24 protein-coding genes are annotated in these 22,264 nt (G+C 70.5%); 9 read left to right on the forward strand and 15 right to left on the reverse strand.

Features of this window, described 5'->3' with window-relative positions:
• Positions 1-157 precede the first annotated feature (157 nt).
• From cbiE to ACIBU0_RS38085, 6 genes are all read right to left on the reverse strand, one after another.
• Entirely contained in the window at positions 158-1,378 is a 1,221-nt protein-coding gene (gene cbiE / locus ACIBU0_RS38060; RefSeq protein WP_398827870.1) for a precorrin-6y C5,15-methyltransferase (decarboxylating) subunit CbiE, read from the reverse strand.
• A gap of 116 nt (positions 1,379-1,494) precedes the next feature.
• Positions 1,495-2,130, reverse strand: a complete 636-nt coding sequence (locus tag ACIBU0_RS38065; RefSeq protein WP_398827872.1) for a GNAT family N-acetyltransferase — start codon at positions 2,128-2,130, stop codon at positions 1,495-1,497.
• A 160-nt stretch (positions 2,131-2,290) separates the two neighbouring features.
• Positions 2,291-3,127 (reverse strand): MetQ/NlpA family ABC transporter substrate-binding protein, encoded by an 837-nt coding sequence (locus tag ACIBU0_RS38070; RefSeq protein WP_398827874.1) that lies wholly within the window; start codon positions 3,125-3,127, stop codon positions 2,291-2,293.
• Between the two features lie 75 nt (positions 3,128-3,202).
• A complete protein-coding gene (locus tag ACIBU0_RS38075) occupies positions 3,203-3,928 on the reverse strand; it encodes a methionine ABC transporter permease (protein WP_398827876.1) in 726 nt (241 codons plus the stop codon).
• A complete protein-coding gene (locus ACIBU0_RS38080; RefSeq protein WP_398827878.1) occupies positions 3,925-4,962 on the reverse strand; it encodes a methionine ABC transporter ATP-binding protein in 1,038 nt (345 codons plus the stop codon). Before ACIBU0_RS38080 ends, ACIBU0_RS38075 begins: the two co-directional genes overlap by 4 nt.
• Before the next feature lie 335 nt (positions 4,963-5,297).
• Positions 5,298-5,945, reverse strand: a complete 648-nt coding sequence (locus ACIBU0_RS38085) for an HAD-IA family hydrolase (protein ID WP_398827880.1) — start codon at positions 5,943-5,945, stop codon at positions 5,298-5,300.
• 69 nt (positions 5,946-6,014) lie between these two features.
• On the opposite strand from ACIBU0_RS38085, the gene ACIBU0_RS38090 reads away from it, so the two are divergent.
• Together ACIBU0_RS38090 and ACIBU0_RS38095 are read left to right on the forward strand one after the other, a co-directional pair.
• Positions 6,015-6,374, forward strand: a complete 360-nt coding sequence (locus tag ACIBU0_RS38090; RefSeq protein WP_398827882.1) for a hypothetical protein — start codon at positions 6,015-6,017, stop codon at positions 6,372-6,374.
• 1 nt (position 6,375) lies between these two features.
• Positions 6,376-6,792 carry a hypothetical protein gene (locus ACIBU0_RS38095; RefSeq protein WP_398827884.1) on the forward strand — a complete coding sequence of 139 codons (417 nt, stop codon included), beginning with the start codon at positions 6,376-6,378 and terminating at the stop codon, positions 6,790-6,792.
• A gap of 5 nt (positions 6,793-6,797) precedes the next feature.
• Here ACIBU0_RS38095 and ACIBU0_RS38100 read toward each other — a convergent pair whose 3' ends face one another.
• The 3 genes from ACIBU0_RS38100 to ACIBU0_RS38110 all read right to left on the reverse strand — a co-directional run bounded on the left by ACIBU0_RS38100 (position 6,798) and on the right by ACIBU0_RS38110 (position 9,082).
• Positions 6,798-7,295 (reverse strand): GNAT family N-acetyltransferase, encoded by a 498-nt coding sequence (locus tag ACIBU0_RS38100; RefSeq protein WP_398828000.1) that lies wholly within the window; start codon positions 7,293-7,295, stop codon positions 6,798-6,800.
• 45 nt (positions 7,296-7,340) lie between these two features.
• Positions 7,341-7,847 (reverse strand): sigma-70 family RNA polymerase sigma factor, encoded by a 507-nt coding sequence (locus ACIBU0_RS38105; protein ID WP_398827886.1) that lies wholly within the window; start codon positions 7,845-7,847, stop codon positions 7,341-7,343.
• Positions 7,848-7,921: 74 nt separating this feature from the next.
• The gene (locus ACIBU0_RS38110) at positions 7,922-9,082 is read right to left on the reverse strand and encodes a glycerophosphodiester phosphodiesterase (RefSeq protein ID WP_398827888.1); all 1,161 of its coding nucleotides are present in this window, start codon (positions 9,080-9,082) and stop codon (positions 7,922-7,924) included.
• Positions 9,083-9,452: 370 nt separating this feature from the next.
• Here ACIBU0_RS38110 and ACIBU0_RS38115 point away from each other — a divergent pair, with 370 nt between their 5' ends.
• Positions 9,453-10,127 (forward strand): lysophospholipid acyltransferase family protein, encoded by a 675-nt coding sequence (locus ACIBU0_RS38115; RefSeq protein ID WP_398827890.1) that lies wholly within the window; start codon positions 9,453-9,455, stop codon positions 10,125-10,127.
• Between the two features lie 93 nt (positions 10,128-10,220).
• On the opposite strand, the gene ACIBU0_RS38120 is transcribed toward ACIBU0_RS38115, so the two are convergent.
• The 5 genes from ACIBU0_RS38120 to argH all read right to left on the reverse strand — a co-directional run bounded on the left by ACIBU0_RS38120 (position 10,221) and on the right by argH (position 15,936).
• The gene (locus tag ACIBU0_RS38120; RefSeq protein ID WP_398827892.1) at positions 10,221-11,744 is read right to left on the reverse strand and encodes an MFS transporter; all 1,524 of its coding nucleotides are present in this window, start codon (positions 11,742-11,744) and stop codon (positions 10,221-10,223) included.
• Positions 11,741-12,292 (reverse strand): TetR/AcrR family transcriptional regulator, encoded by a 552-nt coding sequence (locus tag ACIBU0_RS38125; protein WP_398827893.1) that lies wholly within the window; start codon positions 12,290-12,292, stop codon positions 11,741-11,743. Before ACIBU0_RS38125 ends, ACIBU0_RS38120 begins: the two co-directional genes overlap by 4 nt.
• Before the next feature lie 80 nt (positions 12,293-12,372).
• Positions 12,373-13,344: an aldo/keto reductase gene (locus ACIBU0_RS38130; RefSeq protein WP_398827895.1), complete on the reverse strand. Its 972-nt coding sequence runs from the start codon at positions 13,342-13,344 to the stop codon at positions 12,373-12,375.
• Positions 13,345-13,477: 133 nt separating this feature from the next.
• Complete coding sequence (locus tag ACIBU0_RS38135; RefSeq protein WP_398827897.1) at positions 13,478-14,263, reverse strand: alpha/beta fold hydrolase; 786 nt, start codon at positions 14,261-14,263, stop codon at positions 13,478-13,480.
• A gap of 242 nt (positions 14,264-14,505) precedes the next feature.
• The gene (gene argH / locus ACIBU0_RS38140) at positions 14,506-15,936 is read right to left on the reverse strand and encodes an argininosuccinate lyase (protein ID WP_398827899.1); all 1,431 of its coding nucleotides are present in this window, start codon (positions 15,934-15,936) and stop codon (positions 14,506-14,508) included.
• Between the two features lie 262 nt (positions 15,937-16,198).
• Between argH and ACIBU0_RS38145 the strand changes: the two genes are divergently transcribed.
• The 6 genes from ACIBU0_RS38145 (at position 16,199) to ACIBU0_RS38170 (ending at position 21,571) form a co-directional block, all read left to right on the forward strand.
• A complete protein-coding gene (locus ACIBU0_RS38145; RefSeq protein WP_398827901.1) occupies positions 16,199-17,053 on the forward strand; it encodes a hypothetical protein in 855 nt (284 codons plus the stop codon).
• A gap of 135 nt (positions 17,054-17,188) precedes the next feature.
• Positions 17,189-17,776: a pyridoxamine 5'-phosphate oxidase family protein gene (locus tag ACIBU0_RS38150; protein WP_398827902.1), complete on the forward strand. Its 588-nt coding sequence runs from the start codon at positions 17,189-17,191 to the stop codon at positions 17,774-17,776.
• Between the two features lie 3 nt (positions 17,777-17,779).
• On the forward strand, positions 17,780-18,481 hold the full coding sequence (locus tag ACIBU0_RS38155) for a L,D-transpeptidase (RefSeq protein WP_398827904.1): 702 nt from the start codon (positions 17,780-17,782) through the stop codon (positions 18,479-18,481).
• Positions 18,482-18,572: 91 nt separating this feature from the next.
• The gene (locus ACIBU0_RS38160) at positions 18,573-19,955 is read left to right on the forward strand and encodes a ferric reductase-like transmembrane domain-containing protein (RefSeq protein WP_398827906.1); all 1,383 of its coding nucleotides are present in this window, start codon (positions 18,573-18,575) and stop codon (positions 19,953-19,955) included.
• 49 nt (positions 19,956-20,004) lie between these two features.
• Positions 20,005-20,775, forward strand: coding sequence for an FMN-binding protein (locus tag ACIBU0_RS38165; protein WP_398827908.1), 771 nt, complete (start codon positions 20,005-20,007; stop codon positions 20,773-20,775).
• 55 nt (positions 20,776-20,830) lie between these two features.
• The gene (locus tag ACIBU0_RS38170; protein ID WP_398827910.1) at positions 20,831-21,571 is read left to right on the forward strand and encodes an FAD:protein FMN transferase; all 741 of its coding nucleotides are present in this window, start codon (positions 20,831-20,833) and stop codon (positions 21,569-21,571) included.
• 138 nt (positions 21,572-21,709) lie between these two features.
• Here the strand turns inward: ACIBU0_RS38170 and ACIBU0_RS38175 are convergent, their stop codons facing one another.
• Complete coding sequence (locus ACIBU0_RS38175; protein WP_398827912.1) at positions 21,710-22,264, reverse strand: arginine repressor; 555 nt, start codon at positions 22,262-22,264, stop codon at positions 21,710-21,712.

The raw sequence follows: 22,264 nt of genomic DNA on the forward strand, positions 1-22,264 counted from the left end.
TGCGCGTCCTCCGGTTCTGCCGTACCACACCCACCCCAAACGGGGCGTGTTTTTCCGGACATTGACCGACGAAGCGCCGGGCGACCGCGTGCGGTACAACGATCGGCCAGCCTACCGCGCGCGGTACGACAACAGGATCACGGGGACGGGCAGACGGTCATACCGCGCGGTCGGGCAGCACCCCGCTGAGCAGGAACGAAACAGTCCGCTCTCGCTCCGTCCAGGCCCGCGTGTCGAGTTGGACGGACTGCAGCAGGGCGCACTCCACGTCGTACCCGTGCTCGGTGAGGTCGCGGCCGATGAGTTCGGCGGCGTCGCGGGTCGCGGCGTGCGTGACGATGCGCTGCGGGCGCCGGTCGGCCACCGCGGAGACGACGGCCGCTCCCCCGCCGCCGACGCGGACGACGTCCGGTTCGGGGAGGTTCTCCAGAATGTGCGGGGCGGTGCCGTGGACGATCTGCAGCTGGACCCCGAAGCCGCGCGCGTTGACCCCGGTGCGCTCGCAGGCCCGTGCGTCGCGGTCGACGGCGATGACGGCGGCCCCGGCCCGGGCGGCCTCGGTGGCGAACGCGCCGCTGCCGCAGCCGATGTCCCACACGAGGTCGCCGACGCGCGGGCCGAGCCGGGTGAGTTGGGCCGCGCGCAGGGGTTCCAGCTCGCCTTCGCCCATCAGACCGCCGTACGACTCCGCGGGCAGGGTCCAGCCGCGCGGCCCGGCGCCCGGGTCGCGGCCGGCGATCCATCCGCCGCCCTCGGCCGCGGCGCCTGTTCCGGGGTGTCCGCCGATGACGATGACGACGTTCGGGTCGCGCCAGGTGTGGTCGGCGGCCTTGTCGGAGGTGACGACGGTGACCTGCTCGTGGCCGGTGCCCAGTGCCTCGCAGATGACGAAGGTGCGGTGGACGCCTTCGAGGAGCAGGCCGAGCTCGGCGGGTCCGGCGCCCGGTGAGGTGAGGACGGCGACCTTGGTGTGGGCGCGGCACACATTCACCGCGCGTCGCAGGGTGCGTCGGTGTGCGACGACCACCTGGGCATCGTCCCAGGGCATGCCCGCGCGGGCGAAGGCGGCGGCGACCGAGGAGACGGCGGGGACGACCTCGACCTCCAGGCCGAACTCCGGTGCGCGCAGGGTCCGTACGACGCCGAAGAAGCCGGGGTCGCCGTCGGCGAGTACCACGGCGGTGCCGCGGTGGCCGGCGATGCGGCGGGCGGCGAGGGCGACGCTGCCGAGGCGGATGCGCTCGGCGGCGGGCGGCACCTCGGGGAGCGCCAGGTGGTGGGCGGCACCGGCCACCAGCGTGGCGGCACCGAGGGCGGAGCGTGCCGCGGCGGTCAGCGGCGAGCCGTCCCAGCCGATCACCGTGACGCGGTCGGCCATCGTCGTCAGTCTCCAGGGATTACGCGGGTCGTCGTGGGGTCAGCCCGAGGGGCGGGCTTCGTGAGGGTACCCGGTTGCCACTGCGGCACCAGCGGTGCCCGATGGTTCGCTTCCCGTCAGTTCCACTCGCCGAACGAGCTGAAACCGCCGCCGGCCGCCTGGTCGCCGACGCCTTCCAGGTCCTCGGGCAGCAGGCTCCAGACGATGAGGTCGGTACGGACGTCGGTCCACTCGCCGCTGTCCGTTCTCGTCCTGGCTATCCAGGCCCCCCGCAGCACGCCCTCGCTGATACAGCCGATCTTCTGCGCCACCTGCTGGGAGGCGGTGTTGTCGGCGGCGGTGCGCAGCTCCAGTCGTTCGAACTTCTGGTCGTGGAAGAGCCACTGCGCGGTGGCCAGGGCCGCCTCGGACGCGTAGCCCTCACCGCGGGCCCAGGGCGCGATGACGTAGGAGAGCTCGCTGGAGCGGATGCGCCAGTCGGTGTTCTGCAGGTGCACGATGCCGACGAGGCGCTGGGTGAGGAACTCGTCGACGGCGAAGACGATGCCGCGTCCCCCGGTGCGTTCGGCGGGGGCGAGTTCGGTGATCCAGGCGCGGGCGTCGGCCTCGGTGTAGGGCTGCGGCACGGAGGTCCAGGCGGTGACGAGCTCGTCGTTCATCATCTCGGCGAACGCCTCGATGTCCAGTTCCTCGAAGGGACGCAGCACCAACCGCTCCGTGCTGATGGAGATGTTGGGGAAGGTGGTGGTCATGCGCCGCTCCGTAACCTTCGGAAAACCTTCAGGGCCTGCTGAACTGCCCAGCATGCAGCATGAAAGCACTGAACTGCACGACGGGGTCCACTCCATGTGAGCGAGTGGACCCCGTGCGTGGCGATACGCGGTATACGCCCCGTCAGATGAAGGCGGCCCGTCAGAACGCCGCGACGACGGCGCCGTCGTACTTGTCCTCGATGAACTTCTTCACCTCGGGCGAGGTGAGCAGCTTCGCCAGCTTCTGCACGCGCGGGTCGTCCTCGTTGCCCTTCTTCACGGCGAGGAAGTTGCCGTACGGGTTGTCCTTGGGCGACTCGGCGGCGATGGCGTTCTCGGCCGGGCTGAGGTCGGCCTCCAGCGCGTAGTTGCCGTTGATGACGGCGGCGTCGACGTCGCCGAGGGAGCGCGGCAGCTGGGCCGCCTCGAGCTCCTTGAACTCGATGTTCTTCGGATTGGCGGCGATGTCCTTCGGCGTCGCTTCGTAGCCGACGCCCGCCTTCAGCTTGATCACACCGTTGGCCTCCAGCAGCTTCAGCGCGCGGGCCTCGTTGGTGGTGTCGTTCGGCAGGGCGACCGTGGCACCCTTCTTGAGGTCCGTGAGCTTCTTGACGCCCTGGGAGTACACGCCGAGCGGCTCCAGGTGCACCGTGGCGTTCGGGACGGCGACGATGTCGGTGCCGTTCTTCTTGTTGAAGTCGTCCAGGTACGGCTGGTGCTGGAAGTAGTTGGCGTCGACCTCACCCTGCTGGACGGCCGTGTTCGGCGTCACGTAGTCGGTGAACTCCCTGACCTCGAGCTCGAGGCCGGCCTTCTTCGCGAGGTGGTCCTTGATGTAGGTGAGGATCTCGCCCTGCGGGGTCGGCGTGGCGGCGACGGTCAGCGGGGCGTTCGCGTCGGCCGCGGCGGAGTCCTTGTCCGAGCCGCAGGCGGAGAGCCCGAGGGTGAGGGCTCCGGCGGCGAGGACGGCAGTGGTGATCTTGGCGGTGTTACGCACGAAAAGTGCCTTTCCTATGGGTGGTGCGACCCCGACATGAGTCTGCGGGGAGTTCTGGTGTCCGTCCGGGATGGTTCAGACGGTCTTGCTGGTGGCCGTGGACGCCTTCAGCAGCCGGAGCTTCGGCGCCGGGCCCGAGCGCCCGTCCCGCCGGTGCAGGGACCGCGCCGCGTAGTCGCCGGCGAATTGGATGAGGGAGATCACGACGGCGAGGATCGCGACGGTCAGCCACATCAGTTCGGTCTCGAAGCGCTGGTAGCCGTAGCGGATGGCGATGTCGCCGAGGCCGCCGGCGCCGACGGTGCCGGCCATGGCCGAGTAGCCGATGAGGGCGACGATCGTGGTCGTGGTGCCGGCGATGAGGGACGGCAGGGACTCGGGTACGAGGACCTTGCGTACGACCGTCCAGGTGTTGCCGCCCATCGACTGCACGGCCTCCACGAGCCCACCGTCCACTTCGCGGACAGCCGTCTCGACGAGGCGCGCGAAGAACGGGATGGCGCCGATGGCGAGCGGCACGATGGCGGCCTCACGGCCGATCGTCGTCCCGGTGACCCAGCGCGTGAAGCTCATCAGCGCGACCATCAGGATGATGAACGGCATCGACCGGGCGACGTTCACGATCTGCCCGATGACCTTGTTGGCGAGGACGTTCTGGAGCAGGCCGCCCTTGTCGGTGAGGACGAGGAGGATGCCGAGCGGGAGGCCGCCGACGACGGCGATGAGGGTGGACCAGCCGACCATGTAGAGGGTGTCCCAACACGCCTGCTCCAGCAGGGGCTGCATCTCGGACCAGGTCACAGCTGGGCACCTTCCTTCAGCAGAACGGGCTCCTGGCCCAGTACGTCGATCTGCAGGCCCTGTTCGCGCAGGAAGCCGATCGGTACGACGTTGTCCTCGTAGCGCCCGGGCAGCTCGATGCGCATGCGGCCGACCTGGAGGCCGCCGACGGTGTCGATGGCGGCGCCGAGGATCGAGATGTCGATGTTGTAGGTGCGCGAGAGCTGGGAGATGACCGGCTGGGTGGCGGCCTCTCCCTGGAAGGTCACGTCGACGACGGTGCGGTCGTCGGCGGAGGCCTCACCGCCCACCGGGAAGAGCGCGGAGGCCAGTTCGGAGCCGGGCGTCGCGAGCAGTTCGCTGACCGTGCCGGACTCCACGACGCGGCCGTTCGCCATGAGCGCGGCCGAGTCGCAGATGGACTTCACGACGTCCATCTCGTGCGTGATGAGCAGAACGGTCAGGCCCAGCTGCCGGTTGAGGTCGCGCAGCAGCTGGAGGATGGAGCGGGTGGTGTCCGGGTCGAGGGCGCTGGTGGCCTCGTCGGAGAGCAGCACCTTGGGGTCGCCGGCCAGGGCGCGGGCGATGCCGACGCGCTGCTTCTGACCGCCGGAGAGCTGGGCCGGGTAGGCCTTGGCCTTGTCTGCCAGTCCGACCAGGTCGAGCAGCTCCAGCGCCTTGCGCGACCGCTCCTTGCCGGACTTGCCGAGGATCTCCAGCGGCAGCTCGACGTTGTCCTGGACCGTCCGCGAGGACAGCAGGTTGAAGTGCTGGAAGACCATGCCGATACGGCTGCGCGCCCGCCGGAGCTCCTTGCCGGCCCGGGGTCCGCGGCCGGCGAGGGCGGTGAGGTCCTGCCCGGCGACGGTCACCGTCCCGGACGTGGGGCGCTCCAGCAGGTTGATGCAGCGGATGAGCGAGGACTTGCCGGCGCCGGACTGGCCGATGACGCCGTACACCTCGCCTTCGCGGACGTGCAGATCGACGCCGTCGAGGGCGGTGACCTCGCGGCCGCGGCTGCGGTAGACCTTGGTCAGGCCCGATGTGGTGATCACTGGGATTCCGTCACTGTCGAGTACGCGGGCATGGCTGTGCCCTGGTACGGAAGGGAAGATGTGCGCGGGGCAGCGTGGTCACGTACGGCTCAGGACGTACGGCGCACGGACATGCCGGGCAGCTCGCTTCGGGGCGCGAGGCTCAGAAAGTGGTGCAGGGGCCCTCTAGAAGGCGCACATTCGACACATACAACGAGCACCGGGCGTCATGGTCGCCTCGGTCGCAGCAGTGCGGCAGCTCGTCGTGGTCATGCGATCAGTAAACCAGACGTACGGTCCTTACCTGCCGCCGCTGTCCGCATACTGGACAGTGGTGGACAGTCGGCGGACAGTCCTCAGCCGCGGACGGAGATCTCCACGGCCCCGTCGATGACCAGCGCGGACAGGGCCGACAGGTCCCGCACGACGAGGTCGGCGTCGAGTTCGTGGGCCTGATGGGTTGTGGTCAACGCCACGGTGGTCATCCCGGCCGCCCGACCGGCCGCCAGCCCCGCCGGGGCGTCCTCGAAGACGACGCAGTGGGCCGGGTCGACGCCCACTTCGCGGGCGGCGAGGAGGTAGGGCTCGGGGTCGGGCTTGCCTCGGGTGATGTCGTCGGCGGTGACCATCGTCTTGGGGAGGATGCCGACGGCGTCGAGCCGGGCCTCGGCCAGTCGGCGGGTGGCGGAGGTGACGACGGCCCAGCGGTCGGCCGGCAGCGCGTCGAGGAACGCCCTCGTGCCGGGCAGCAGGCGCACACCCCCGTTCGGTACGTCCTCCACCTCCAGCGTCTCGATCCGCGCGAGGGCCTGCGGCACGACGTCGGCGGGCAGCAGCTCGGCGACTATCTCGACGGCCGGGCGTCCGTGCAGCTCGACCCGTGCGAACTCCTCCGTGACGCCGTACTCCTCGGCCCATCGCGCCCAGCAGCGGTCCACGGAGGCGAGGGAGGAGACGAGGGTGCCGTCGTTGTCGAACAGGAGGGCTTGTGCGCGGATCTTCATGCCCTCGACCCTAAGGTGCCCGTCGGGGGCGGCCGCACCAGCCCTTTTGGCCCGTAATAGGCTCGCCGCATGTTTGATGCCCTGACGCTGGTGACCGGTGTCGCCGCGCTGCTGCTCGCCGCGTGGTGCGGCTGGGCCGCCTACCGTGACCAGCCGACGAAGGACTGGCACTTCATCGGCATGGCCGTGGTGACGGTGCTGGCCCTGGTGCAGCTGGTGGTCGGGATCGTGCAGCTGGCGCGGGGCGAGAAGCCCGAGCAGGGCACGACGATCTTCGTGGCGTATCTGCTGGGCGCGTTCGCGTGCGTTCCGGCCGCCGGGTTCATGTCGCTGGCCGAGCGGTCCAAGTGGGGTTCGGTGACGGTCGCCGCGGGCGGTGTGGTGCTGGCCGTGCTGCAGGTGCGGCTCTATGACATCTGGGGAGGCTGAGGTGGCCGTGACCGAGGAGAAGCCGACCGGGACGCGGTTGATCAGCGGGCCCGGGATGCTGCTGGTGTGGCTGTACGGCGTGATGGTGGTCGGGGCGGTGTCGCGCTCGGCGTACCAGATCGCGACGGAGTTCGACCGGGCCCCGCTGGCCTATTCGCTGTCGGCGGTGGCGGGTGTCGTCTACGGGTTCATCACGTACACGCTGGTGCGCGGCGGCGAGAAAGCCCGCAAGGCGGCGCTGCTGTGCTGCGCCGCCGAACTCGCGGGTGTTCTGATTGTCGGCACCTGGACCTTGGCGGAGCCATCGGCGTTCCCTGACGCAACGGTCTGGTCCGACTACGGCATGGGGTACCTCTTCATCCCCGTACTGCTGCCCCTGTCGGCCCTGTACTGGCTCCGCAAGGCACGCACCCGGTAAGAGGCTCAAGCAGTGGCGACGTACGCCCCCGCCTGCTTCTCCAGCACGATCATCGGTACGCCGTCCGCGCCCTTCGACGTGCCCACCGCCTCGTAGCCCACCTTGCGGTACAGCCGCAGGTTGCCCTCGCTGCGGTGGCCCGTGAAGAGGCGGAACTTGGTGGCGCCCCGCTGTTCCACCAGGGCGGCTTCGGCGGCGCGCAGGAGCCTCGCGCCGATGCCGTGGCCCTGGAGGCGGGGGTGGACGCAGAGCTTGCCGATGGCGGCGGCGCCGTCCGGCGTGACGCTGCCGCGGACCGAGCCGACGACCTCCTCGCCGAGCCGCGCCACGAAGACGCAGTCCGCGGCGACCTCCGCGCGGACCGAGTCCAGGGTTTGGACGAGCGGGTCGATGCGGTAGTTGCCGTACAGTGCCGCCTCGCTCTGGAAGCACAGGTACTGCAGCCTGAAGATCTGCTCCGCGTCCTGCTCGGTCGCCGCCGAGATGGTCACGCTCATGCCCATGTGCGCACGCCTCCCGCTCACCTGATCACCTGTCGTTCCTCACTCCTATCCCCGCGCACTGCGGGCCGCAACCTCCGGTGTGAGCAATCGACGCAGACATCCCAGGCATCTGGAACGTTCCGGGCCGAGACTGCCCTGTGAGATACCCAACTCCCCCGCGATTTCCCGGTATGTCAGGTCGTTCGGGGAGAGCAGCGCCTCCACGAGGCGGGGGCAGCGGCCCGGCAGGCGGCGTACCGCATCCCGCAGGGCTCGGTGGCGCGCGGCCGCGAGGGCGAGGTCTTCGGGACCGTGCACGCCGTCGTCCGCCGGCTCGTTCTCGTACGGCCGTTCGCGCCGTGTCGTACGGCGGCTGCGGCGCGCCTCGGAGCGGACGGCCCTGCGCAGCCAGCCCGGCGGGTCCGCGGGCGGGCCGTCCGAGTCGAGGCGTTCCAGGAGCCGGAGCCAGACCGCTTGTTCCAGGTCGCCGGCCTCCGCTCCGCAGGCGTGCGCTTCGGCGGAGGCCTCGGCTGTGAGCAGGGGGCGCAGGGCGGCAACCAGGTCGTCCGTCATATGCGGGACGACGCGGCCGCCCGGGCACAGGGTTGCCCGGGCGGCCGGCAGTCACCCCGAACGGGGCACGGGTCTCAGCTGTTGACGAAGTCCTCGCGCGCCAGCACACCCGTGTCCGGGTTGTCGGTGAAGACACCGTCGATGCCGGTCGCGAAGTACGTCTTGTAGGCGCCGAAGACATCGCCGTAGGCGTCCGCGTCGGTGCCCTTGCGGAAGTCCGCGGGGAGGAAGGGGTTCTCGTTGCGCATGGTCCAGGGGTGCAGGATCAGGCCGACCTTGTGCGCGTCGCTCACCAGCGTGGTGGGGGTGGTGAGGTTGCCGTTCGCGTCCTTCGGGATGATCAGGTCCAGGGTGGGGCCGATGCCCTGGGCGTAGGAGGCGATCTCGCGCAGGCCGGCCGGCTTGATCAGGTCGGCGACGGTGCGCGGGTCGCCGGTCTCGACGAAGTCCCAGGGGCGGGTGGCCGGGCCGGAGAGCAGGACCACGAGCGGGTTGTCGACGAGTTTGTTCAGGCGCTGGATGCTGGTCGGCTCGAAGGACTGGATGATGACGGGCGAGTTCCGCCGGTCCTTGCCGTACTTGTGCAGCACCTTGGCGACCCGCTCCTCCAGGGCGAGGCCCTGCTTGCGGAAGTAGGTGGGGTGCTTGAGCTCGGGGTAGATCCAGACCTGCTCGCCCCGCTCACGGGTCTGCTCGTCCTGCCACTTCAGGACCTCTTCGAAGGTGGGGATCTCCCAGCGCCCGTTGTAGAGGGTGTTGTGCGGGCGGTTGGCCGGGATGCGCTCGGTCGCGCGCAGGGTCTTCAGCTCGGCGAGCGTGAAGTCCTCGGTGAACCAGCCGGTGGTGGAGACGCCGTCGAGGAGCTTCGTCTTCTTGCGGTCGGCGAACTCGGGATGGTCCGCGACATCGGTCGTGCCGCCGATCTCCGGCTCGTGCCGGCAGACGAGGTGGCCGTCCTTGGTCGGCACCAGGTCGCCCGCCTCGACGATGTCGGCGCCCATGTCGAGAGCCAGCTGGTAGGAGCCGAGGGTGTGCTCGGGCCGGTAGCCGCTGGCGCCGCGGTGGCCGATGACGGTCGGCCTGGGCAGGCTCTTCACGCCGCCTCCCTTCCGGGCCTCGGCGGCCTTCGCCGTACCGGACAGCCCGAGGACCGCTCCGCCCGCGCCGAGCACGGCCGCGCCGAGAAGCATGCGCCGTCCGGTGACGCCCGACTGCTCGTTCTCCTGGGTTCCCATGAGCACCCTCTCTGCCCGTTTCCATCATCACTGCGGGCCGATCGTAGGTGCGTGTACATGACGGACGGGAGACCTGCGGCGGAACTCGCGGGTGACGCTGAATGTCGTACGGGAAAGCTGAGGTGACGGCCCGTCGGTATGGGTTCGGCGGTGCGGGGAACGCGTCCACTACGGCTCCCGGGCGATGTCCGTCACATCGTGGCGGGCGCGTTACACGGCGCCCACGGCACGCCACCGCAGGTAAACCTGCGTCAACAGTGCGTAAGGCGTCGGTGAAGTCGGCCCTCCCGATGTGCGGGATCCCGGGAACCGCGAGTATCGTCCTCACCTGCACAGACTCATACCGAATCCCTTGACACCGGAGGGCCCGTTGTCCCGCTTCGCGCTCATCAAGGCAGTGCTCGGACCGATCATGCGCCTGATGTTCCGCCCACAGGTGGAGGGCGCGGAGCACATCCCGGGCGACGGCCCGGTCATCCTGGCCGGCAACCACCTCACGTTCATCGACTCGATGATCCTGCCGCTGGTCTGCGACCGTCAGGTCTTCTTCATCGGCAAGGACGAGTACGTCACCGGCAAGGGCTTCAAGGGCCGGCTGATGGCCTGGTTCTTCACGGGCACCGGCATGATCCCGGTCGACCGGGACGGCGGCCGGGGCGGGGTCGCGGCGCTGATGACCGGGCGCCGGATCCTGGAGGAGGGCAAGGTCTTCGGCATCTACCCCGAGGGCACGCGGTCGCCCGACGGGCGGCTGTACCGGGGGCGCACCGGTATCGCGCGGTTGACGCTGATGACCGGTGCGCCGGTGGTTCCGTTCGCCATGATCGGCACGGACAAGATTCAGCCGGGTGGGGCGGGGATGCCTCGGCCTCGGAAGGTGACGGTGCGGTTCGGGGAGGCCATGGAGTTCTCCCGGTACGAGGGAATGGATCGGGATCGGTACGTGCTGCGGGCCGTCACCGACTCTGTGATGGCTGAGGTCATGCGGCTGTCCGGGCAGGAGTACGTGGACATGTACGCGAGCAAGGCCAAGGAAGCCGCGTAGCGCCGTTTGGGTTCTCGGGTACGGCGGCTGCGGGTCCGTCGTGGCTTGTCGCGCCCACGCGGCGGAGCCGCATATCGATACAGCCCCGCGCCCCTAAGCGGCGCTGTCCAGCCGTTGGCCACGGAGCAGGAACCATGCTGCCGCTGCCGCAGTGAGCAAGACCGCCGCACCCACTCCGGACGCCAGCGCCAAGCCGTCCACGAAGGACTGCCGGGCCGCCTCCAGCAGGGCCTCGGACGTCTGCGCAGGCAGACCTTCCGCCGCCTCCACCGCACCGCCCAGTGACTCGTGGGCCTCGGCCGGAGTGCCCGCCGGGCCCGTGAAGTTGCGGTAGACGCCCGTCACGATCGAGCCGAGCACCGCGATGCCGAGGGCCGCCCCCAGCTCGTACGCCGTCTCCGACACCGCCGACGCCGCGCCCGCCTGCTCCTTCGGTACGGAGCCGAGGATCACGTCGGACGTCACCGTGAAGGAGAAGCCCGCGCCGACGCCGACCACCAGCAGGGCGGCCCCGAGCAGGGGGTAGCCCGTCGAGCGGTCGATCACCGTGAGCACGGCCAGGGCGAGGCCGATGGCCGCGAGGCCGCCCGAGACTACGGCCCGTACCGAGAAGCGGCGGGCCGCACGGCCGGCGATCAGGCCGGCCACCACCGCGCCGATCGCTGCGGGCAGTTCGGCCAGGCCCGCCTCCAGCGGGCTCCTGCCCTGCACGAGTTGCAGGAACTGGGAGAGGAAGAACACCAGGCCGGACAGGCCGAGGATGGTCAGCAGGTCGGCCAGGACCGCGCCGCTGAAACCACGGTTGCGGAACAGCCGCATGTCCAGCAGCGGGGTCGGAAGGGTCAGCTGGCGGCGTACGAAGCCGTACAGCGCGGCCGCACCGAGCAGGCCCGCGGCGAGCGTGGCCCCCGTGAGGCCGTGCGCGGCGGCCTCCTTGACGGCGTACACGATGCCGACCATGCCGATGAGCGACAGCGCGACGCTGATCACGTCCCAGGGACCGGGATTCGGGTTTCGCGATTCGGGCAGCTGCTTGATGCCGACGAGGACCAGGACCGCCATCACGGGCAGGTTGATCAGGAAGACCGAACCCCACCAGAAGTGTTCGAGCAGGAAGCCGCCGACGATCGGGCCGACGGCCGTACCGGCGGAGGCGGTGGCGCCCCAGATGCCGACGGCGAGGCTGCGTTCGCGCGTGTCGTGGAAGAGGTTGCGGATCAGGGCGAGGGTCGCCGGCATCAGGGTGGCGCCCGCGACGCCGAGCAACGCCCGGGCCAGGATCATCAGTTCCGGGGTCGTCGCGTAGGCGTTGAGCACGGATATCGCGCCGAACGCCGTGGCGCCGGCGAGCAGGATCCGCTTGCGGCCGATGCGGTCGCCGAGGCTGCCCATCGACACCAGCAGTCCGGCGATGACGAAGGAGTAGACGTCGCCGATCCACAGGAGCTGGGTGCCGGTCGGCCTCAGGTCCTCGCTGATGTAGGGGGTCGCGAGGCCGAGGACGGTCGCGTCGACGGCCACCAGCAGCACGGCGAGCACGAGGACGGACAGCGCGAGCCAGCGGCCCGGGCGCTTCACCGCCTCCGTCGTGGCTGCCGGCTGCAGGGTGCTGGTCATGATTCCTCTCTTCTGAGCGCGCCGCCGAGCAACAGCTCGACGATCATGTGGTGGAAGTCCTTGGGGGCGACCTTGCCGCTCTGCACGACCCAGGCGCCGGAGGCCAGCAGGCCGTAGAGCGCTTCGGTGAGCCAGGCGGGCGTGAGGTCGATACGGAACTCGCCGTTCTCCTGGCCGCGCCGGAAGAGGGCGGAGATCCGGGCGTCCACCCGGGCCCATCCCTCGTTCTGCTCCTCGCCCTCGAACAGCTGGTTCTCGGTGTAGAGGAAGGCGAGCAGTCCGGCCGCGGACTCGATCGCGCGCACGAGCCTGCGTACGGCATCACCGGCCGGGCCTTCGTCCAGGCGAGCCGCGTCCAGGGCGGCCTCGCACTCCGCGATACCGAGCGCCTCCAGCGCGCGGACGAGTGCGTCGCGCCCGGCGAAGTGCCGGTGCAGGGTGGCGCGGCTGATCCCGGCCGCCTTGGCGACCTCGTCCATGGTGGCTGTGGATTTGCGGGTGAGCAGGGCGGCGGCACTGCGGAGTACGTGGTCACGGTCGACGGCCATGAGACAACCATAACGCACGTGAGACATCAATGTCTCATCCAAGGCGCACGCGTCTCACAGACGGCGGCGGCGGTGGTTCCTCAGTGCCAGGGCAACTGACCGCGCCGCTCCCAGTACGCGGCCGGTTCCTCCACGAGTCCGGCGAGGCGTTCCAGCTGGCCCTCGTCGAGATCCACGACCGCCGCGTGCAGGTTGGACGCGAGCTGCACGGTCGTCGCGGCGCCGGAGAGGACCACGCCGGCCCACGGCTGTCGGAGGATCAGCGCGAGGGCGACCGCGTCGCACCCCAGAGACGTTTCTTCGGCCACGGCCTTCAACGCGTCCGGCGCGTACGGGCCCGCCAGCCGTCCGTTGGCCATGCCCTCCTTGACGATCACGGTGAGCCCGGCGTCGTGGGCCTCGGCGAGGGCGGGGCCGGCCGAGGTCTCCAGGGCGTTGTACGTCGACTGGACGGTACGGAAGAGGGGCTCGCCGTCGACGGTCACGGCGAGGGCGGCGCGGATCGCGTCGGCCTGGGCGGGGCCGCTGGTGGAGAAGCCGATGGTGAGGCTCTGGGCCGCGGCTTCGGCGAGCCGCGCATGGAGGTCCTTGTCGGTGAGGGCGGGGCTGTCCGGGGTCACCGAGTGGATCTGGTAGAGGTCGAGCCGGTCGCCGAGCAGGGCGTCGGTCTCGGCGCGCTGACGCTCGTAGGTCTCGAGGCCGTGGTCCTTGACCTCGTGCTTCTCGGCGTCGGTCGTCCAGCCGGCGGTATAGGTGTAGCCCCACTTGCTGCCGACGACGATGTCGTCGATCTCGGGGCGCGCGTTCAGCCAGTCGGCGAGGAACTCCTCCGAACGGCCGTAGGAGCGCGCGGCGTCGAAGTAGCGGACGCCTTGGGCGTAGGCGGCGTCGAGGAGTTCGTGGGTGCGCTCGCGCAGGGCGTCCACGGTGCGCTCGGCCGGGAGGTCGTCCTCCCGGCCGAGGTTGATGTAGCCCGGGCGGCCCACGGCGGCCAGGCCGAGTCCCAGATGTGCGGTGGGGGTGGTCGCGGCGGCCAGACGACTGAACGGCATGGCGGTCTCCGGGCACGTTCGGCGGACGGGTGACCCGCACCAATCTACCGACGCCGGTCCCCCCGGGCCGTGTCCGCAGAGTCCCGCCTGCCCCGCGGCGTCTGGGCCCGGGCGGACGCCGCGGCGCCGCGGCTCACCCCGCGCTGACGCAGCGCGGGCCGAAGGCCGGGTCGGCGGGACCGCTCCGCTCGAGGGCGTTGAGTACCCACTGCTGCACCAGCGGGGACTTGGGCGCCTGGTCGTGCTCGGTGAGGTCGAGCGGGCAGCGGTCCTGGAGCAGGACGTTGGTGACGTAGGAGGCGGGCCCACTGAGGAAGGAGCTGGTGTACGGCAGCACGACCTCGTCGTACTTGGTGGCGATCGCCGTGTAGTCGGGACCGACCGGGGTCTCGGGGTCGGAGTTGAGCTTCTGGAGGAAGTCGGAGCCGGCGGTCTGGTCGACGCAGGAGGGGCAGGCGGTGGCACCGGCCACGAGGGCGAGCGGGTTGGTGGTGCCGTGGTTGGAGGGCACGATGCCGACGAGGTCGTCGACCTTGGTCGCGCCGCCCAGGAACTTGACGTAGTAGCGGGGCATCATGCCGCCCTGGCTGTGGCCGACGATGTCGACCTTCTTGGCGCCGGTCGCACCGAGCACGGCGCCCACGAAGTCGCGCAGCTCGGCCGCCGAGTCCGGGATCGGGGCCGTCTCCAGGCCGCCGTACTCGAAGGAGAAGACGCAGTAACCGGCGTCCGCGAGGGCGGGCGAGAGGGTCAGCCAGTTCTCGTACGAGGTCTTGAAGGTGCCGTTCACCAGGACCACGGGCTGAGGGTGGGCCGAATCCGGCTTGCAGGACCAGTTGTTGGCGTCGGGTGGCGGAGTGTCGGCGGCGTCCGCGGAGGGTGTGAGGCCGAGGGCGCAGAGCGCGGCGACGGCTGCCACAGCAAGGAGGCGGAAGCGGCGGACAGTTCGCCTTGTACGTCTTTCGCGCATGACGTCCCTTTCATGCTCGGCTGTGATCCAACCGGTGTTCGGCAATGCCGACCGGGTAACCGGAATGGTTACCTCCGAGTAGGCGTACGTCAAGGTTTCGGCCAGTGGCCGATTTCTTACCGTTACCGAGCCGGCCGGGCAGCACAAAGGGCCCGGACGGAGGTCCGGGCCCTTCGGAGCAGGAGAAGGAGTCAGCCTTGCTTGGCCGTTGCCCACGCCCGCTGGGCGGCGAGGTCCGCCTTCACCTCGGCCAGCTGGACGGCGACCGCGCTGGGCGCCGTACCGCCACGGCCGTTGCGGGAGGCCAGGGCGCCGGGGACGTTGAGGACGGAGCGGACCTCCGGGGTGAGGTGGGTGGAGATCTTCGCGAACTGCTCGTCCGTCAGCTCGTCCAGCTCCTTGCCCTCGGCCTCGGCGACCTTGACGCACTCGCCGGCGACCTCGTGCGCGACCCGGAAGGGGACGCCCTGCTTGACCAGCCACTCGGCGATGTCGGTGGCGAGGGAGAAGCCGGCCGGGGCCAGCTCCTCCATGCGCTCGCGGTGGACGGTGAGGGTCGCCATCATGCCGGTGAAGGCGGGGAGGAGGATCTCCAGCTGGTCGATGGAGTCGAAGACCGGCTCCTTGTCCTCCTGGAGGTCGCGGTTGTAGGCGAGGGGCAGGGCTTTGAGGGTCGCCATGAGGCCGGTCAGGTTGCCGATCAGGCGGCCGCTCTTTCCGCGCGCCAGCTCCGCGATGTCCGGGTTCTTCTTCTGCGGCATGATCGACGAGCCCGTGGAGAAGGCGTCGTGCAGGGTCACGAAGGAGAACTCCTTCGTGTTCCAGATGATGACCTCCTCGGCGATCCGGGAGAGGTTCACGCCGATCATCGCGGTGATGAAGGCGAACTCGGCGACGAAGTCACGGGAGGCCGTGCCGTCGATGGAGTTGGCGGCGGACCCGTGCTCGAAGCCGAGGTCCTTCGCCACCGCCTCCGGGTCCAGGCCGAGGGAGGAACCCGCCAGGGCGCCCGAGCCGTACGGGGAGACCGCGGTCCGCTCGTCCCACTGGCGCAGGCGTTCGGCGTCCCGGGACAGCGACTGGACGTGCGCCAGGACGTGGTGGGCGAACAGGACCGGCTGAGCGTGCTGGAGGTGGGTGCGGCCGGGCATCGCGACGTCCGGGTGCGCCTCGGCCAGGCCGATCAGCGCGTCCTGGAGCTCGGCGATCAGGCCGCCGATGACGCGGGCGTGGTCGCGCAGGTACATGCGGAAGAGGGTCGCGACCTGGTCGTTGCGGGAGCGGCCCGCGCGCAGCTTGCCGCCGAGGTCCGGGCCGAGGCGCTCCAGCAGGCCGCGCTCCAGGGCGGTGTGGACGTCCTCGTCGGCGATGGTGCCGGTGAAGGAACCGTCGGCCACGTCCGCTTCCAGCTGGTCGAGCCCGGCGATCATCCGGGTCAGCTCGTCCTCGGTGAGGAGCCCCGCCTTGTGCAGCACGCGCGCGTGGGCACGCGAACCGGCGATGTCGTACGGCGCCAGCCGCCAGTCGAAGTGGACGGACGCGGACAGCTTGGCCAGGGCCTCGGCGGGACCGTCGGCGAAACGGCCGCCCCAGAGCCGTACGTCACCGCTGTTGCTGCTCACTTGCTGTGCTCCTCGGGAGGTCTGGGTGTGGCACCGCCTCCCCGTGGCGTGAACGGGGAGGCGGTCGTCAGGCTAGTGCGAACCCACCACACAGTGACATGCATGAGTATGCAGAGCTCTGCATGATTCGTCAATCCGGGTCCACGGCCGCGGAAAATCCGCAGCGCCCTTTGAACGCGGGAAACCGCTTTCCCGTATCTCTCGCCGAACGCAGGCGCCGCGTTTGTCGACAACGACCACCTGACCCGAGTGAGGCATCCGCATGTCCAGGGCTCTTCCGAAGTACAACAAGCGTCGCGTCACGTTCATCGGCGGCGCTGCCGCGGTGGCACTGTCCGGCACGGTGATCGCCGGCTTCGCCCTCGCGGGGGAGACGTCCAAGAGCAGCGCGACCGGCGCCCGCACCCTGGCGAGCCCGGGCACGATCACCTGCCCGGACGTCAGGTCGAAGCTGCCCGCGGTCCCGGCCTCCGCCAAGGCCGAGGTCGATCGCAACCTCGCGCTCCTGAACACCCAGATCCAGGAGGCCAACAAGCGCCTCGTCGACACGGTGGGCCAGGGCGGCCCCAACTTCGTCAACAACGCCATCCTGGGCCCGCTCAAGGACAAGCGTGTGGCCACGGTCAACCGCATCGCAACGGCGATCGGACGCACCGCGGCCAAGCCGCAGGGACTGGACGCGCTGGCACCGTGCACCCTCAACGCCGCCGGGACCAACGCGGGCGGCGGCGCCAAGGCCACGCCCACCCCGAAGGCGACCACTCCCTCGCAGCAGGCCGGCGGGAACAAGGGGAATGCGGGCAATGCCGGCAACGCCAACGCGGCCGGCAGGATCAGCTGCCCCGACGTGCGGTCGAAGCTGCCCGCGGTCCCGGCCTCCGCCCGGGCCGAGGTCGACCGCAACCTCGCGCTGCTCAACACCCAGATCCAGGAGGCCAACACGCGCCTGGTCAACACCGTCGGCCAGGGCGGCCCCAACTTCGTCAACAACGCCATCCTGGGCCCGCTCAAGGACAAGCGCGCGGCCGCGATCGACCGCATCGCCATCTCGATCGGCCGCACCGCCGCCAAGCCCCAGGGACTGAACTCCCTGGCCGCCTGCACGCTCGTCAAGTGACGTGACAGGCAGCCATGGCCGCCCCGTTGGCACGCCGGCCGGGGCGGCCGTGGCGGTCGCGGGCAGACCGCGGTGCCGGCAACCGGACCTCGCAATTCCTTAGACAGTCGAACGATCCACGACCATACTCATGACGTGGGAAAGACTTATGAACGCATAGACGGCAGACTCCGCACGTTCATCGAAGAGCAGCCGCTCTTCTTCACCGCGACCGCTCCCCTGTCCGCCGACGGGACGGTCAACCTCTCGCCCAAGGGCCTCAAGGGCTCCTTCGCGATCCTCGACGAACTCACCCTGGCCTACCTCGACTTCGCCGGGTCCAACGCCGAGACCATCGCTCATCTGCGGGAGAACGGCCGGATCACCCTCATGTGGTGCGCCTTCCAGGGCCCGCCCAACATCGTCCGTGTGCACGGCCGCGGTGAGGCCGTCCTCCGGGACGACCCGCGGTTCAAGGAACTGCTCGGCCACTTCCCCGGCATCGACCCGTCCCTGCACGGCCTGCGCGCGATCATCGTGGTACGGGCCGAACTCGTCCGGGACTCCTGCGGCTACGCGGTGCCGCTGATGACGTACGACGAGGACCGCGACCTGCACGGCAAGCGGTTCGCGCGCGAGGACGACGACTCGCTGAGCGCGTACTTCGCCAAGAAGGAGCACATCGCGACCAGCCTGGATGGCCTACCCGGGCTGCCGTTGCCGCTGCCCCCGTCTAGCGTCTGAGCCATGCGCCCCGGTGTCGTCGCCCTCGCGTCCGCGTCCCTCCTCGTCCTCGGTGCCGTGCCGGGAGACGGGACGCCACGTCCCCTGCCCGGGCGCATGGCCGACACCGGGGGCGGTACCCAGCTGATCACCGCGGTGGCACCCACGTCCGGTTCGACGTCGGGGACGGTCACCTGGTGGGACCGGGTGGACGGGCAGTGGGTGAAGGCCGGTTCGGCGCCGGCCCGCTTCGGCGCGAGAGGGCTCGTCGAGGGGGCCTCGCGGAAGCAGGGCACGAACACCACGCCGACGGGGCTGTACGGGCTGCCGTACGCCTTCGGCACCGAAGCGGCGCCGCGCGGCACGACGTACGAGTACCGTCGTGTCCACCAGGACTCCTGGTGGTGCCAGGACAACGACTCCCGTGCCTACAACCGCTGGACCGAGCCGCTGGCGCGCGACTGCCGTGCCGCCGAGTCGGAGCACCTGATCTCGTACGGAGCCCTGTACGCGCACGCAGTCGTCATCGACTTCAACTACGAGCGTCCGGTGAAGGGGCGAGGAGCCGGGATCTTCCTTCATGTGAAGGGGCGTGGGGCGACGGCCGGTTGTGTGGCGGTGCACCGGGAGGCGATGAAGAGGATCCTCAAGTGGGCCGATCCGCGGCGCAAACCGCACATCGCGATCGGGACGGCGAGCGGGGCGACGGCGGTCACCCGGTACTGAGCGAACCGCACTGAACACACGGACCTCCCCGCACGTATCTCTGGGCCAAGGGAACCACGCCACTCCCCCTTGTTCCGTCCCCGGAGGAACCGTGACCACCACGCTCGCAGGCGGCCGTGCCGCCCGCCGCCAGACGATGCGCCGCATCCGACCGCGCCGCTCCCCGGCCGTCCCGCTGGTCGTCGCCCTATGGGCGGGCGCGGCGGCGGTGCTGTGGCTGTGGTGGGACAACACGCCGTCCCTCGCGGACAACACCGCGAAGATCCTCGCCGCGGGCCGGATCACCGGTCTGCTCGCCGGCTACCTCATGGCGCTCGTGGTCCTCCAGATGGCGCGGGTGCCGGCGCTGGAGCGGCGGGTGGGCTCGGACCGGGTGGCCCGCTGGCACGCGATGAGCGGCCGTTACACGGTCTGCCTGGTCATCGCGCACGTCTTCCTCACCATGTGGGGGTACGCGCTCCAGGCCGGCAAGACGCTCGGCGACGTCGTCCAGCAGACGATCGACTCGGTCAACACGCTGCCCGACATGGGCAAGGCGGCCATCGGCACCGGTCTGCTGTTCTTCATCGCGTTCATCTCCATCGGGGGCATCCGCCGCCGCATCCCGTACGACACCTGGTACCACGTGCACCTGCTGACGTACGCCGCGGTGTTCCTGACGTTCTGGCACCAGATCACGACGGGCAACGAGTTCGCCGTCGAGCCGTCCGCGAAGACCTTCTGGTACGGGCTGTACGGGGCCGTGACCGTGCTGGTGGTCTGGTACCGGATCCTCACCCCGATCCGCCTCAACCTGCGCCACCGGATGTACGTCGAGGCGGTCATCGAGGAGACCCCGGGCGTGGTGTCGGTGCTGATCGGCGGGCGCAAGCTGCACCGTATGGGCGCGGAGGCGGGGCATTTCTTCCGCTGGCGGTTCAAGGCGCCCGGCATGCGGTTCAGCTCGCACCCCTACTCGCTGTCGGCGGCGCCCCGCCCGGACATGCTGCGCATCACGGTCAAGGCGATCGGCGACCACACGTCCCGGCTGCGCGACCTGCAGCCCGGCACCAAGGTGTGGGCCGAGGGCCCCTACGGCGCCATGACCGCCCAGCGCCGCAGCCGGGGCAAGGTGCTGCTGGTGGCGGGCGGGGTCGGCATCACGCCGATGCGGGCCCTGTTCGAGACGCTGCCCGGCGCGGCCGGCGACATCACCCTGCTCTACCGGGCCAACAGCACCCAGGACCTGGCGCTGTGGGACGAGCTCGCGGCCATCGCCGACGAGCGCGGTGCCCGGCTGATGTACGCGGTCAACAGCCCGGACGGCGAGCGGCCGGACATCTCGGCGGAGCGGCTGCAGCAGAAGCTGCCCGACATCGACAAGCACGACGTGTTCATGTGCGGGCCCGCCGGGTTCGCGCAATCCGTGTACGAAGCCCTGCGCGGCGCGGGTGTGCCCGCCCGCCGCATCCATCACGAGTCGTTCGAGATGTGAGCCGCGGGACGTCACACCCAGACTTCGGACTTCAGGAGCTGTAGGAGCGATGAGGAAGAGTCACCCCATCCGGCGTGTCGTGCTGGCCGGCGCGGCCACGGTGTCCGGGATCGTGCTGCTGCTGTCGCTGAAGCCGGCGACCGACCCGGCGTCCGCGCAGGCCGCGGGCGGCGCGGCACCCCCCGTGGCGGCGCAGTCCCCGCAGGGCGGCGCCCAGGCCGCCGGCTCCGGCACGGTCACCGGTGACGCCGCGCAGACCCAGTACGGGGCCGTGCAGGTGCGGCTGACCGTCAGCAACGGCAAGATCACCCGGGCGGAGGCCGTCCAGGCCCCCAAGGGCGGGCGGAGCGACCAGATCACCGCCGACGCCGTGCCCAAGCTCAACCAGGCGGCGGTCGCCGCACAGAGCGCCGGCATCGACGCGGTGTCGGGCGCGACGTACACGAGCGCCGGCTACAAGGAGTCACTCCAGTCGGCCATCGACAAGGTGAAGGCGAGCGCGGGCTCGTCCCAGGGCTCCGGTTCGCAGGGCTCGGGCGCCGCCCAGGCCGGCACCGTCACCGGCAAGGCCGTCCAGACCCAGTACGGTCCGGTCCAGGTCCGGATCACCGTCAGCGGCGGCAGGATCACCAAGGCGGAGGCGGTCCAGGCGCCCAAGGGCGGCCGGAGCGACCAGATCACCGCCGACGCCGTGCCGAAGCTCGGCCAGGCGGCCGTGGCGGCGGGCAGCGCCGACATCGACGCGGTCTCCGGGGCGACGTACACCAGCGCCGGCTACAAGGAGTCACTCCAGTCGGCCCTGGACCAGGACGGTGGCTGACACGGTGGTGGAACCGACACAAGCTCCCGCCGCGGTGCGTCATGCGGAGGAGGTCATGGGGACGGTCTTCTCCTTCGACGTCCGCGGCGGGAATCCCGGTGCCGTGCAGTCGGCGCTGGCGGCTGCGGTCGCCGGGCTGCACCGGGACGACGAGGTGTTCAGCACGTACCGCGACGACAGCCAGATCTCCCGGCTGGCGCGCGGAGAGCTGACCGTCGACGAGTGCGATCCGGAGGTCGCCGAGGTGCTCGAACTCGGCGCCGAGGCGGAGCGGACCAGCGACGGCTGGTTCAGCACGTCGTACGAGGGCCGCCTGGACCCGACGGGCATCGTGAAGGGCTGGTCCGTGGAGCGCGCGGCACGCCGCCTGCGGGCCGTGCCCGGTGTGACCGGCGTGAGTGTCAACGGTGGCGGTGACGTGCAGCTGCTGGGTGTGCCGGGCCCGGAGCGCCCGTGGCGGGTGGGGGTGTCCGACCCGCTGCGCCCCGGCGGACTCGCGGCGGTCATCTCCGCCGCCGGCCTGGACGAACTGGCGGTGGCCACGTCCGGTACGGCGGAACGCGGCGCCCACATCGTCGACCCCCGCACGGGCCGCTCCGCGGTGACGGACCTGGTGGCCGTGACGGTCGTGGCCCCGTCGGTGACCTGGGCGGACTGCTGGGCGACGGCGGCGTTCGCGATGGGCTCGCGGCAGGGGTTGCGCTGGCTGGAGTCGCTGCCGGACGTGGAGGCGCTGCTGATCACGGCGGGGGACGAGGTGCGCTGCACCGGGGGGCTGGCGGCGCGGCTCGGCTGAGCGGGGGGGGACCTCAGGCAGCGCCGGGCTGGGCAACGCCCTCAGGGGCGCGGGGCTGTGTTGAATATGCGGCTCCGCCGCGTGGGCGCGACCAGCCACCACGCCCCCACAGTCGGCGAATCACCGCCACCACCCCACTCAGTGGCCGTTCTGAGCCAACCGCAACAAGTGATCCGCCAAGGCCTGACCCCCCGTAGGGTTCCGGCTGATCAACAACAACGTGTCGTCACCGGCGATCGTCCCGAGAATGTCGTGCAGCTCGGCCTGGTCAATCGCCGAGGCCAAGAACTGCGCGGCCCCCGGAGGGGTACGCAGGACCACGAGGTTGGCGGAAGCCTCCGCGGAGATGAGCAGCTCCTGCGACAACCGCCGCATCCGCTCCTCCTTCGCCGACTCCCCCAGCGGCGCACGAGGCGTACGGAAACCGCCCTCACTCGGCACCGCATAGATCAGGTCACCGTCGTTGTTACGGATCTTCACGGCGTTCAGCTCGTCGAGATCCCGGGAGAGCGTCGCCTGAGTGACGCTCAGCCCGTCATCCGCAAGAAGCTTGGCCAACTGGCTCTGACTCCGCACGGGTTGCCGGTTGAGAATGTCCACGATCCGGCGGTGACGTGCGGTGCGGGTCTGCGGAACGGCAGGGCCCGCGACCCCGTTCGCCCCGTTCTGCCCGTGGTCCTGCGCCTGACTCAT

The sequence above is a fragment of the Streptomyces sp. NPDC049627 genome, assembly GCF_044465645.1.
Classification (GTDB): Bacteria; Actinomycetota; Actinomycetes; order Streptomycetales; family Streptomycetaceae; genus Streptomyces.